Here is a 13,362-nt window from a genome sequence, read left to right as displayed (position 1 = left end):
TTGCCAAAAATATAAATAATTGTCTTCTGTGTTCTTTTTTTGTCAGGATATTTTTAAGGCGATTAATAGCCTGAAAATTTCGTCAGCGATGTCCTTGTTTAACGGGGTGGATTTATATTATTAAAAAAACAAGATTGCTGATTTTTATCAGAATACTATAGAATTATAACTAAAATTTTGAAAATGTAACGTTTTTTTGTCAGTTTAATAATTGGAAATAAATCAGAATTAAATATCTTCACGGTTTTATATTGAAAATTCACAATTTCGAGATATTTTGAAATCTAATTTGAAATTAAACTAAAACCAAAAAACAATCTTAATAAAACACAAACATGGAAGAAAAACAAATCGTTTACACCTTGGAAGGTAGTGGTACCAGAGAAGCAAATTTAAAAAATGAGGCCACCAATTTATTGGCGAAACTAAAAAATCAATTTGGAAGTACACACTCGGTTACTGCAGGCGAATTTGGTGTGTTGGATAAAGATTGGTCGCATGAAATCAAAATCAGAAAAGGCGATAAAGTTGGCGCCGCGGTTACATTAAAATGGGTAAAAAACAACCCAACGGTACTTTCAATAGATGTTGACGAATCTTCTAAAATGGGATCCAGAATATTGTATGGTGGGTTATTTTCTTTTATGGGTATTGGTGCCTATATGGGGTATAATCATATCGAACCATTCGCATTTTTACCGGGTCAGAAAATAGCAACAGCTTTAGCAGCATTGATCATGGCTATTCCGGGAATTATTGTGGTTTATATCCTAAAATCGATGCTCATGAAAAACGAAAAAGAGGAAAACAAACAATTGGTAGCCAGTGTTATCAATGTATGTAAAAAGTAATCAATTTTTCCAACAGTCGTTCTGACGAGGAAAAACACAATATTGAGTACTATAGAGAAGCAGGAAAAGATTTTACCTAGTCGAAAGAGGTAAATTTTTCCTGCTTATTTTTTTAATTCCCTTTAAATTCCGTTAAACGGGCCATATCCATTTGATTGGTTTTATAAAAAGCAGTGGCTTTTTCCAATAGTTTTTTAAACGCATCCTGGTTGTTGATTTTTTTAAAATAGCGCAGTTCGGTATAGAACATATCGGCTTTATCATCGTTGTCTTTTGCCAGGTTGTGTAACGCATCAATTTTAGATTTGATCGCGGCAATACTGTTTTTCTCTTTTACGATATCCAGAAACTGGTTGATAATGTAGGTCGCGCCGGCTACGGTTTCGTTTTCGATCATCTTACTAAAAAGAGCCAGTGCTTCTGTTTCCCGACCGTCTTTTACCAAAACTGCCGCTTCCTGTTGCCATACATAAGCATCCGGATTGGTGCTAAGCCCGGTTTTTTCGATCAGTTCTTTTACCGATTTGATTTTAGCGAGATTCCAACTGTTTTTAGCATCACTGTTGATCGTTTTTAACAGGATATCCTGTAGTACTTTGATCTCATTTCCGGCTTTCGAACCGGTTTCAAAACCTTTTAATTTATCGGTATTATTGACCCAATAGGTGAAAAATCCGTTATCGATGGTGAACACGCAGTTTTTTAGTATCGTATAACTTTTTTGAGTTCCCAACTGGTCTTTCGGAAAAGCGTCGTACAGGTCGTTGGCAATACGATTGGTCATTCGATCGTCTTTATACAATTGTACCAAAGTGGAATACGCATATAACGTACGAATGCTTTTGTCGCCCGAGGCGTATTTTTTGGCCAGATTTGCAGTGCGTTCCACCGGATCCAAAGCCGTTTTTCCAACCGTATTGACGAGGTAACCGACATCGGCTTTAGCTCCGGAACAATGAATCAGCGTGTTATCGGTATCAAAAAACAGAAAATACGGCACGCTTTCCAGTTTTAGTTTGGACTGCGCGATATACAAACTGTCTTCTTTTTTAATGTTTTCGGTGTTGATTCTGTAATTGACAAAATGGGTATTGTAGAAATCACCCATAGTGGCGTCTTCAAATACCGGATCCAGGGTTTTACAAACCGAACAGTTTTCATTGTAATATTCAATAAACAGCGGTTTGTTTTCTTTTTTAGCTTTTTCGAGAGCGGTTGCCAAACCGGATTCAAAGCGTACGCCTTGCGCATTCAGTGATACTGTTGCGAGGAATACAAACAGGAGGGAATATAGTTTCGAAGTCATACCGAGTTGTAATTAAGGTGGAAGGTCATACAAAATTACCATTATCCTGTGATAAAAAAACGGGGAAAAACCCGGATTAACATTTTTTTAGTTAAAAAAGATGTTTTAGGTAAAAATCAGAGCTAACTGTTATAATGTTAAGATGTTGCTAAAATTTATACGAAACCATTCTATAGTAGCGTTATAGTAGTTTGATGACTTTTCAATTCTTCGGAATTATACCGTGCCGATAGCCGGGCACATTTCAGTTTTACTACATTTTTTTAGCGTCATATTACAGAATCGGATATGGTTTTTCCAGTAGGGCCTATTTCGGTTCCTGACGATTGTAATTTTACCGTGTTAAAAGTATTGAAATGAAGCACGAACTTAACATAATGTCCATTTGGAAAGGTGAAGCCAAAGCCCTCTCTTTTTTTCAGCGGCTTTTCAGGCGACCAAAAGCCACACCGAAACCACTGACCACTCCTAAGATGATCAGTGAAGACTGTAACGGCATTATGTTAGGCGGAAAAAACGTGAAATCATTACTGTTTTCGACCGATATGGCGATCATTGAAAACAATGATGCCGATGCAATATTGGCTGTTTATCCATTTGCCCCTTCTCCGAAAATTATGAAGGCATTAATTGATTTTTCCGATAAACCGGTAATATGTGGAGTAGGCGGGGGGCTTACGCAAGGGAAGGTGGCAATGGAAATGGCTATACAGGCGGAAGCCTTGGGTGCGGCGGCTATAATTGTAAACCAGCCGTTTAAAAACAAAGACCTCAACGTGATCCGGAAAAAGATTACAATTCCGATTATTTCCAGTGTTTCGGTAGCCGATTTTTCATTTCAGGATCGGGTGGATGCCGGAGTGGATATTTTTCATATCACCGGCGGAAAAAACACCGCTAAGATTCTGGAACATATTAGTTATGCCGTTCCGGGGTATCCGATTATGGCCACCGGCGGAAAAAGTCTGGAAAGTATTCAGAGTGCCATTACGTCGGGTGCGGATGCGATTGTGTTAACACCACCAACCAGCGGCGAATTGTTTAAGTCGATTATGGACGGGTATCGCAAAGGATTGGATTATCTACGACATTAATGAGTGACTTTTATGGATTGATTTGTTTTCCTTTTTCAGTTATGCTCATGTACGTGTTTTTTCCATATGCTGTTACATCAAAAACTTTGGAGTGATATGAAGTTCCGATCCATTTCTTTAAAAGAAGCTTACCATTCATCCAAATATATAGCTCATTATCAGTGGTAATTTTTTTGTAAATCATTTCGATGTCTTGAAAATTTTAAATAATAATTTTTTATGGACTGCTGTTTTGAAAGATATCTACAGCTTTACTTTTTTATATTCTTTAATAATACGATTATCCACCTGATTGTCTTTTAGAATAGCGATGATCAAATCTTTCGGAGCTTCTTTTCCGTTGATACTAGTCAGAATTTCCAGCGTCATATTGTTGTTCTGACTGATAAAGAGCAAGCCGTAATCCGGACTAAAATAGCTGCTACCGGTAATCATCGTACGATGACCGTGTTTGCTGCCGCATAACGGATCATAACAATTGTAATCGATGTGTTTGTATAGAATGTATTCCTTGTCATCGAGATGATACGTTATCTTTTCGGCGTAAAAAGCTTCTGTCAGACCCGAATTGAGGCTGTCTTTTCCGTTTAAGTCCTCCTTTGTAAATGGAAACGTAAATTTGCGTTGGTGACCGTGAATGGTCATTGCAATGGCATAATGATTTTTTTCAGCGCGAATTACCGATTCCGAATAGCTAAACTCCTGTATTTTTTCCCCGTGAACGGCAAGGTATTTTAGATTGCTAAAACGATTGACCGGGCGAATGTCAAGGCTGTTCTTTTGCGAATAACCGATACATATATTTAAAAAAAGGAAAACGGAAAGTAGGCGTATCATAGTAAGCGGAAATGAGGATCAAAGATACAGATTATCCCGTTTGAGTCCGTCTAAGATCAATTGGAAATTATGAGGGCTAACACTATTGATCACAAGTGAATATTCCTTTTCATAGTCGTTATACAGGATACGGATCAGATCATAATCGGTTTGCCAGTAATATTGATACCTATCGGAACATTCCGGAACAAAAGTATAATGTTGGTTCAGGTAGTCGATAATTGATTTAACGTCTTCCGAGGCCAGATCTTTTGCCGGAAAAGACGAATGATACTGGTAATCGCGTTCCAGTGCATAAATCTCGATCAGCACCTCTATGGATTCGTATAAACAGAAATACTGGTTAACCGCGTCATCCCAATACCAAACCGCACCATTTTCCGCAATCAGATAATACGGTTCGGTTTTACTGTTATCCATCGAAAAAGCGGCTTTACCGTCGATGGTCGTATAATAGATCTTTTGATTTTTGGCGGTGATGGCATCCGATAAAAAATACAATCGGATGGCATAATCCGAATCCTTATCGGGTGAAAAGGTATAACCGGAATAATCCTGTTGTATCTGGAATAATCGGTCGCTGTTTTCCAAACGATAACGGGAAAGGTATTTTTGAATGGCTGGCGTCGAACTTATCCATTCCGGATTCCGATCGAGCGTGTTGATATAGTTTTCGGCTCTGCTGCTTAGTGTCATAGTCGTTGGAAAAAGGAATCCAATTTATAAAACTTTAGCGAATAAAAAAACACCGGCCTTTTGTGGGGACCGGTGTTTTCAACCAAAAACCAACCCTTTCGGGTATTATGAAAAACAAATTATACTATATTGTCGTCCGTTACTACGGCTATTTTTTATTTGTTATCGGTTGCCGCCTGGTTGCGGAAAACCAATTGACCGTCGAAACTGTCCAGTAACACGATACTATCGGTGGCTACTTTACCGGAAAGAATTTCCTTGGACAATTCGTTCAGTACTTCCCGTTGAATCACTCGTTTTACCGGACGCGCACCAAAGTGCGGATCGTATCCTTTTTGCGCCAGATAATCGATCGCTTCCGGTGTGGCATCCATCGTAATATGCTGTTGTGCCAGCATTTTGATCACGCTTTTTAACTGTAATCCTACGATTTCACGGATGTTGGCCGAACTCAACGGTGTAAACATCACGATCTCATCAATACGGTTAATAAATTCCGGACGAACGGTTTGTTTTAGTAAACCAAGTACTTCCACTTTGGCCGCTTCGGTTGCCGCTTCGATACTTCCTTTCAGATTCTCGAATTTCTCCTGTATGATATGACTACCCATATTGGAAGTCATGATGATAATCGTATTTCTAAAATCAGCCAGACGACCTTTGTTGTCCGTTAAGCGTCCTTCGTCCAATACCTGTAACAGGATATTAAACGTATCCGGATGGGCTTTTTCGATTTCATCCAATAAGACTACGGAATACGGTTTTCTTCGAACGGCTTCCGTCAACTGTCCACCTTCGTCATAACCGACATATCCCGGAGGCGCACCTACCAATCGGCTCACACTATGACGTTCCTGATATTCACTCATATCGATACGTGTCATCGCATTTTCATCGTCAAACAGGTATTCGGCCAGGGCTTTTGCCAATTCGGTTTTACCCACACCGGTTGTACCTAAGAACAGGAACGAACCGATAGGTTTACGGGAATCCTGTAAACCGGCACGACTACGGCGTACGGCATCACTAATTGCCTGTATGGCTTCTTCCTGTCCAACCACTCTGTGGTGCAATTCGTCTTCCAGTTTTAATAATTTTTCGCGTTCGCTTTGCAGCATTTTGGTTACCGGAACACCGGTCCATTTGGCTACGACTTCCGCAATATCGTCATGGGTAACCTCTTCCTTAATCAAAGAATGACCGGATTGGTTTTCCTGTAATTGTTTTTGCAAGACATCCAGACGTTCCTGCGCTTCTTTGCTTTTTCCGTAACGGATTTCGGCTACTTTACCGTAATCGCCATCACGTTCGGCGCGTTCGGCCTGTAATTTCAGATCTTCAATTTCCTGTTTGGTCGCCTGAATGTTGTCTACAACATCTTTTTCCGATTTCCATTTGGCAAAAATCTCGTTGCGTTCTTCTTTCAAATTGGCCAGATCCAGACCTAATATTTTAAGCTTGTTTTCGTCGTTTTCACGTTTAATAGCTTCAATTTCGATTTCCAGCTGCATAATTTTACGATCCAAAACATCCAGTTCTTCCGGTTTGGAGTTGATTTCCATACGCAATTTGGAAGCCGCTTCATCCATTAAGTCAATCGCCTTATCCGGAAGGAAACGATTGGTGATATAGCGTTGCGACAATTCCACAGCGGCAATAATCGCATCGTCTTTGATACGCACTTTATGGTGTGCTTCATATTTTTCCTTGATACCGCGTAGGATCGAGATCGCACTTTCGGTATCCGGCTCGTCCACCATAACTTTTTGGAAACGACGTTCCAGTGCTTTATCTTTTTCAAAATATTTCTGATATTCGTCCAGCGTAGTCGCTCCGATGGCTCGTAATTCGCCACGGGCCAAAGCCGGTTTTAGAATATTCGCGGCATCCATCGCGCCTTCGCCACCTCCGGCACCAACCAATGTATGAATCTCATCGATAAATAATACGATGTCACCTTCGGCAGAAGTTACTTCTTTTACCACCGATTTTAAACGCTCTTCGAATTCCCCTTTGTATTTGGCTCCGGCAATCAACGCCCCCATATCCAATGAAAAGACCACTTTGTCTTTTAGGTTTTCCGGTACGTCTCCCTGAACAATACGGTGTGCCAGACCTTCGGCGATTGCGGTTTTACCCACACCCGGCTCTCCAACCAACATCGGATTGTTTTTGGTACGACGGGATAAAATCTGTAATACACGGCGGATTTCCTCATCACGACCGATCACAGGATCCAGTTTGCCGTCGTTGGCCAGCTGGTTCAGATTTTTTGCATATTTGTTTAAGGCATTATAGGTTTCTTCGGCCGAAGCTGAGGTTACCCGTTCGCCTTTTCGGATTTCATTAATGGCACTTTCAAGGCCTTTTTCGGTCACACCCTGATCTTTTAAGATCTGTGCCACTTTGCTTTTCGATTTGAATATTGCCAATAATAAATGTTCGATCGATACATATTCGTCGTTCATTTTTTTAGCAATATTGGCGGCTTCGTTTAAGGTTGTTCCGGCATCGCGGGAAAACATCAGTTCGCTTCCGCTTACTTTAGGAAAACTTTGAATCGTACTGTCCAGAATTTGTTTGAACAGGTTTACATTCACATTCAGTTTTTTCAAAATGAATGGTGCCACATTCTCATCAACTTCGAGGATACCTTTAAAGATATGCTCGTTCTCGATTTGCTGATGGCCTGAACCTTGCGCAATTTGTTGCGCTTGTTGCAGGGCTTCCTGAGATTTGATTGTTAGGTTATTAAAATTCATATTTTTAAATGTTGTTTGTCGATTGTGATAGTTATTTTTTAACTTTGATTGGTAGTAGTCAATTTATGTTCCAATGTAAAAAACAAGACAAATTGGCGTTTTAGTACTTAAATTTACAAAAAATAAATGCCAAAATGGCGTAAAATCGGACAGAAATGGGATTTTTGGATAAAATATTCGGAGGACAGGAAGAAGCTGTTCCTTCAAAAGTGAACTGGAAACTTTTAGAAACGACCACTTTGGATGCGATTGCGGAACAGTCTTTCGAAAAACCGGCGGTTATTTTTAAACACAGTACCCGATGTAGCATTAGCCGTATGGCTTTAAAACAATTTGAACGGGAATATGCTCTGGACGATGAACTGGATGTGTACTTTTTGGATTTATTGGCACAGCGACCGCTTTCGAATGGAATAGCGGAGCGTTTTGACGTACAGCACGAATCGCCGCAACTTATAGTGATCAAAGATGGAAAAGCGGTGTATAACGCTTCCCACAGTGCAATACAGGCCGACGATCTGAAACGATGGGCCGAATAAAAAAGAGGTTCCATTTGGAACCTCTTTTTTTATAGTACCGCCTGCATTTTTTGACGGATCTTATCCAGACACAAATTATTGATACTGCCTTCGTGGGTATGAGAAATCGCTTCCGGCGCATTATAAGTCCCTTTTTCAATTTGTTCCGCTACGATTTTATACGCATCGCGAAACGGAATGCCTCGGGTTACCAGTTCGTTCAGTGTATCAACGGTAAAGAGGTGTTTGTATTTCGAATCCTCTAAAATGGAGGTGTTAATTTCGATGTTTTGTAACGCATAACAGGTCATTTCCAAACAGGATTTTAAATTTTCCATTGCTGGAAATAAGCCTTCTTTTAATAACTGAAACTCCCTGTGATAACCATTCGGCAGGTTATTGGTGAGCAGCGTCAGTTCGTAGGGCAGACTTTGTATTCTATTGCATTTACCGCGGATCAGTTCAAATAAATCCGGATTCTTTTTATGCGGCATAATACTCGACCCGGTTGTTAAATGACCGGGAAGCCTGATAAAATCAAAATTCTGGCACAGATACAAGCACGCATCGGTTGCCATTTTCGATAAGGTTGCTGCGATGCTACTCATTGCAAAAGCGGCTGTTTTTTCGGACTTGCCACGGCTCATTTGTGCGGCTACAACATTGTATTTCAAGGTTGAAAATTTTAGCGTTTGAGTCGTATGCGTACGATCGATCGGAAACGAACTACCATAGCCGGCTGCAGAACCCAACGGATTTTGATCGACTACTTGTAGCGCGGCATTTACTACTATCATATCGTCGATCAGACTTTCGGCATAGGCGGAAAACCACAGACCAAACGACGATGGCATGGCGATTTGCATATGCGTATAGCCCGGTAATAAAACGTCCTGATGCTTTTCGGCCAGAACAAGCAGTAATTCAAATAACTCCGTAATCAGATTTTTCAGTTCGCCGATTTCGGTTTTCAGATAAAGATGTACAGCCACCAAAACCTGATCGTTTCGGGAACGCGCCATATGAATTTTTTTTCCGGTAGCGCCCAATTTTTCAATCAGCATAAATTCGATTTTGGAATGTACATCTTCAAAATCCGTATCGATGGTAAAATTTTTACGGTTGCAATATTGCAGAATATCTTCCAGTGCCAAGACGATATCGGTGGCTTCCTGTTCTTTTAATAGACCTGTTTTGGCCAGCATTTTAGCATGGGCAATTGAAGCCAGCACATCGTATCGGGCGAGTACCAGATCCAGTTCACGGTCGTTTCCAACGGTAAAGTTTTCTATTTTCTGATCGGTGGTGATCCCTTTTTCCCATAGTTTCATACTATTCTGTTTTTTTGTTAAAAAAGCCATTAAGGATTTCGATATACAAAGCGATTCCCTTTTCAATTTCATGGCGGTAAATAAATTCATTGGCCGTATGGGAACGCAGCGAATTCCCGGGCCCTAATTTTAAAGATTGACAACTCAAAACCGATTGATCGGAAAGGGTAGGAGAGCCGTAGGTTGTACGCCCCAATGCTACGCCCGATCGAACCAATGGATGTTCCGGTGCGATGGAAGAAGCATTCAAATGCATCGATCGCGGTTGTACGATTGCGTTTACGGATTGTACAACCGTATCGAGAATTTCGGTATTGCTATATTGATCATTAACACGGATATCAACCACCAGTTGGCATTCGGATGGTACGACATTGTGTTGTTTTCCGGCATTGACCTGCGTAACGCTCATTTTTACCGGACCGAGTATTTCGGATACTTTTTCAAAACGATAGTTCCGAAACCATTCGATTACGTTTAACGCATTATAAATCGGATTATCCGGGTTTTCATGCGCTGCGTGATTGGCGGTTCCGTGTACGGTTATGTCCAATACCAAAAGTCCTTTTTCGGCTATGGCCAATTGCATTTCGGTCGGTTCGCCAACAATGGCACAATCCAGTTCCGGAAGGTGTTGTAACACGCTGTTCAATCCGTTTGGACCGCTGCTTTCTTCTTCGGCCGAAGCCACCATCACGATATTGTGCGACAGGTTTTCCTGCGGATAAAAATAAGCGAATGCGGCGAGTAAGGCTACAAGGCAACCACCGGCATCATTACTACCTAACCCGAAGATTTTTCCGTCTTCTTCCAAAGCGGTAAACGGATCGAGCGTATAGGCCTGATTGGGTTTTACGGTATCGTGATGGGAATTGAGTAATAGCGTAGGCTTCGTACGGTCGAAATGACGATTATAGGCCCAGAGGTTATTATTCTCCCGATGATACGGAATGCCATGTTGCTCGAACCAGTCGGCGATTAATACAGCTGTTTGGTTTTCTTCTCCGGAAAAAGATGGGGTTTCGATTAGCTTTTTTAGTAAAAGAATCGCTTCGGCGGTTAAATTGATTATCGTTTTCATATTTACAGCTGGATGACGGTACATAATGTATTTTGGTTTTCTAAAGTGGATAGGTTTCCGATGATCACGCGATCGACGCCTTTTGTCAATGCTCTGAAACAATTATCGAGTTTGGGAATCATTCCCGAATAAATGGCACCGATAGCCAGCAGATCGCGGTATTTCGATGTCGTTAGTAATGGAATCAGGGACGATTCGTCGTTGGTATTAATCAACACGCCTTGTTTTTCAAAACAATAGATGATTTTTACGGAATAGGTATCCGACAAAGCAATACCCAGTTCGGCCGCAATGGTATCGGCATTGGTATTGAGCAACTGACCTTTTCCGTCGTGTGTGATGGCACAAAATACCGGTACCGCTTTTGTACTGAGAAGCGAAAGGAGTTGCGGGGTATTGATATGACGAATATCGCCCACAAAACCAAAATCAATATCCTGAACGGTTCTTTTCTCCGATTGAATCAGATTGCCATCGGCTCCGGAAAAACCAAAAGCCGGACAATCCAATGCGTTGAGTTGCGCTACCATTCGTTTATTGATCAATCCGGCATAGGTCATTACAACCACATCCAGCATCGGCTGATCGGTTATACGTCGACCATCTACCATTTGCGTTTCGAGGTCGAGTATTGCAGCGAGTTTACTGGCTTCTTTACCACCACCATGAACCAGAATTTTGCTACCTTTTAGCTGTGAAAAAGCAGTAAGCGCCTGATGCAAAGCGATCGGATCATCGATAATGTTTCCGCCGATTTTAACAAGAGTTAGTTCCGGTTTAGCTGTTTTCATCCTGTAGTATTTTAGTGAGTATTGCCTGTGTGGCATAGGTTCTGTTATTTGCCTGCGGAATCACTATGGAATTATCGCCATCCAAAACCGCATCGCTCACAATCTGGTTACGGCGCACCGGAAGACAATGCATAAACTTAGCCTGGTTGGTAAGCATCATTTTTTCCGGGGTTACCATCCACGACAAATCCTGAGAGGTAATGGCGCCATAATTGTTGTAATTGCTCCAGTTTTTGGCATAAATAAAATCGGCATTCTCAAAAGCCTCGTCCTGATTGTACACAATGGTGCTGTTTTGTGTGATTTCGGGATTGAGTTCATAACCTTCCGGATGGGTGATCACAAAATCGACATTAGCTTTTTGCATCATTTTGACAAACGAATTCGGAACCGCATGAGGCAACGCCTTCGGATGTGGCGCCCAGGTTAAGACAACTTTCGGTCTTTGTCGGGTTTTATATTCTTGTATGGTCAGTATATCGGCTACGGCCTGTAATGGATGTTCCGAAGAACCTTCAAGACTGATCACCGGAATGGAAACGGCTTTTATAAAAGCGTTGATCACATATTCTGCTTCGTCTTTTTCCTTATCGGTTAGCGTAGGAAAACTACGGATTGCTATGATATCGCAGTATTGCGCAACCACCTGTGCGGCTTCTTTGATATGTTCGGATTTCGTCCCATCCATCACGGCTCCGTCTTCAAATTCCAGACTCCAGCTTTCGGAATTCAGGTTTAAGGTGATACAATTCATTCCCAGATTAGCGGCCGCTTTTTGCGTACTCAATCGGGTTCGCAGACTTGGATTAAAAAATAAAAGTCCAATGGTTTTATTCGCGCCTAATGTTTTATGTGCATAAGGATCGGATTTGATCTGTTTGGCCAGTAATAACAGCTCGTCGAGATCTTCTATATGGTTTACGGATGTAAAATGTTTCATGGTATTTTAGTCTAAAGTGGCAAGGACTTTTTCGAGTCCGCTCACAAATAAATCGATATGTTTTTGAGTGATGGATAAAGGTGGAAGAATACGCAAAAGATTTTTCTGCGACGCATTTCCGGTAAAAATATGCGCTTCGTAAATCAGTTTCTGACGTAATTCGCTAACGTCAAAATCGAATTCCAGTCCGAGCATCAGGCCTTTGCCTTTGATCTTTTTTACCGCAGGAATTTGTTGCACCCGTGTTTTAAAATAATCACTGATCTCATTGACATTTGCGAGAAGCTGTTCCTGTTCGATCGTTTCCAAAACCGATAAAGCGGCTGCACAGGCCAGGTGATTTCCGCCGAAGGTCGTGCCAAGCAAACCATAGGAGGCTTTAAACTTTGGATGGATCAGAATTCCACCGATAGGGAAGCCATTGCCCATACCTTTGGCTACCGAAATAATATCCGGCTGAATCGCATGATGCTGGTGCGCAAAAAACAGCCCGGAACGCCCGTAACCACTTTGGATTTCGTCTAAAATAAGAACGACATTATTCTCCTTACAGATTTGCTGTAAAAACTGAAAAAAGGCTGTAGTTCCTTCGTCCAGTCCGCCGACGCCCTGAATTCCTTCGATGATCACGGCACAAACAGTTCCTTTGGCGATTTCCTGCGCAACAGCCTCGCTATCGTTTAACGAAAGAAAAACAACTTCGTGTTTACTGTTCAGCGGCGCGACGATCGATGGATTATCGGTTACCGCAACCGCGGCTGAGGTTCGTCCGTGAAACGCTTTTTGAAACGCAATAACTTTTGATTTTCCGTTGTAAAAGGAAGCCAGTTTTAAAGCATTTTCGTTGGCTTCGGCACCGGAATTACACAAAAACAGAGAATAGTCGGGATAGCCGGAAAGGGAAGTCAGCTTTTGTGCTAATCGTTCTTGTATCGGGTTTTGAATGGAGTTGGAATAAAAACCGATCTTTCCAACCTGATCGGTAATGGCTTTTATATAGGCCGGATGAGAATGACCAATGGAAATCACACCGTGACCACCATAAAAATCAAGGTATTCCTGGTTGTTGTCATCCCATACCGTTGCGTTTAAAGCACGGATAGGAGTGAGGTTGTATATCGGATAAACATTAAATAAAGGCATTGTTGTAAAATT

12 protein-coding genes are annotated in these 13,362 nt (G+C 41.4%); 3 read left to right on the top strand and 9 right to left on the bottom strand.

The genetic code is table 11. The features are described 5' to 3' along the window. Window positions 1-335: 335 nt before the first annotated feature. On the top strand, window positions 336-851 hold the full coding sequence (locus Q1R07_RS10580; RefSeq protein ID WP_300489706.1) for a hypothetical protein: 516 nt from the start codon (window positions 336-338) through the stop codon (window positions 849-851). Between the two features lie 112 nt (window positions 852-963). Here the strand turns inward: Q1R07_RS10580 and Q1R07_RS10575 are convergent, their stop codons facing one another. Further along, window positions 964-2,157 carry a thioredoxin family protein gene (locus tag Q1R07_RS10575; protein WP_300489703.1) on the bottom strand — a complete coding sequence of 398 codons (1,194 nt, stop codon included), beginning with the start codon at window positions 2,155-2,157 and terminating at the stop codon, window positions 964-966. A gap of 356 nt (window positions 2,158-2,513) precedes the next feature. On the opposite strand from Q1R07_RS10575, the gene Q1R07_RS10570 reads away from it, so the two are divergent. Further along, complete coding sequence (locus tag Q1R07_RS10570; protein ID WP_300489700.1) at window positions 2,514-3,251, top strand: hypothetical protein; 738 nt, start codon at window positions 2,514-2,516, stop codon at window positions 3,249-3,251. Window positions 3,252-3,494: 243 nt separating this feature from the next. On the opposite strand, the gene Q1R07_RS10565 is transcribed toward Q1R07_RS10570, so the two are convergent. The 3 genes from Q1R07_RS10565 to clpB form a co-directional block, all read right to left on the bottom strand. Then, entirely contained in the window at window positions 3,495-4,088 is a 594-nt protein-coding gene (locus tag Q1R07_RS10565; RefSeq protein ID WP_300489697.1) for a hypothetical protein, read from the bottom strand. An 18-nt stretch (window positions 4,089-4,106) separates the two neighbouring features. Continuing rightward, a complete protein-coding gene (locus Q1R07_RS10560; protein WP_300489694.1) occupies window positions 4,107-4,784 on the bottom strand; it encodes a hypothetical protein in 678 nt (225 codons plus the stop codon). Between the two features lie 155 nt (window positions 4,785-4,939). Continuing rightward, entirely contained in the window at window positions 4,940-7,546 is a 2,607-nt protein-coding gene (gene clpB / locus Q1R07_RS10555; RefSeq protein ID WP_300489691.1) for an ATP-dependent chaperone ClpB, read from the bottom strand. Between the two features lie 155 nt (window positions 7,547-7,701). Here clpB and ytxJ point away from each other — a divergent pair, with 155 nt between their 5' ends. Beyond that, window positions 7,702-8,085, top strand: coding sequence for a bacillithiol system redox-active protein YtxJ (ytxJ, locus tag Q1R07_RS10550; protein ID WP_300489689.1), 384 nt, complete (start codon window positions 7,702-7,704; stop codon window positions 8,083-8,085). Window positions 8,086-8,114: 29 nt separating this feature from the next. Here the strand turns inward: ytxJ and argH are convergent, their stop codons facing one another. The 5 genes from argH to Q1R07_RS10525 are packed head-to-tail and all read right to left on the bottom strand — an operon-like array spanning window position 8,115 to window position 13,350. Further along, window positions 8,115-9,395, bottom strand: coding sequence for an argininosuccinate lyase (argH, locus tag Q1R07_RS10545; RefSeq protein WP_300489687.1), 1,281 nt, complete (start codon window positions 9,393-9,395; stop codon window positions 8,115-8,117). Between the two features lies 1 nt (window position 9,396). Continuing rightward, entirely contained in the window at window positions 9,397-10,476 is a 1,080-nt protein-coding gene (locus tag Q1R07_RS10540; protein ID WP_300489684.1) for a M20 family metallo-hydrolase, read from the bottom strand. Window positions 10,477-10,478: 2 nt separating this feature from the next. Then, entirely contained in the window at window positions 10,479-11,267 is a 789-nt protein-coding gene (argB, locus tag Q1R07_RS10535) for an acetylglutamate kinase (RefSeq protein ID WP_300489681.1), read from the bottom strand. Further along, window positions 11,254-12,207 carry an N-acetylornithine carbamoyltransferase gene (locus tag Q1R07_RS10530; protein WP_300489678.1) on the bottom strand — a complete coding sequence of 318 codons (954 nt, stop codon included), beginning with the start codon at window positions 12,205-12,207 and terminating at the stop codon, window positions 11,254-11,256. The genes argB and Q1R07_RS10530 overlap by 14 nt, the downstream gene beginning before the upstream one ends. A gap of 6 nt (window positions 12,208-12,213) precedes the next feature. Next, window positions 12,214-13,350, bottom strand: a complete 1,137-nt coding sequence (locus Q1R07_RS10525; RefSeq protein WP_300489675.1) for an aminotransferase class III-fold pyridoxal phosphate-dependent enzyme — start codon at window positions 13,348-13,350, stop codon at window positions 12,214-12,216. Window positions 13,351-13,362: the final 12 nt, after the last annotated feature.

It is taken from the genome of Flavobacterium sp. (genome assembly GCF_030146175.1).
Lineage (GTDB): Bacteria > Bacteroidota > Bacteroidia > Flavobacteriales > Flavobacteriaceae > Flavobacterium.
The sequence above is the reverse complement of the archived record's forward strand: the minus strand, read 5'-3'. Positions and strand labels throughout refer to the sequence as shown.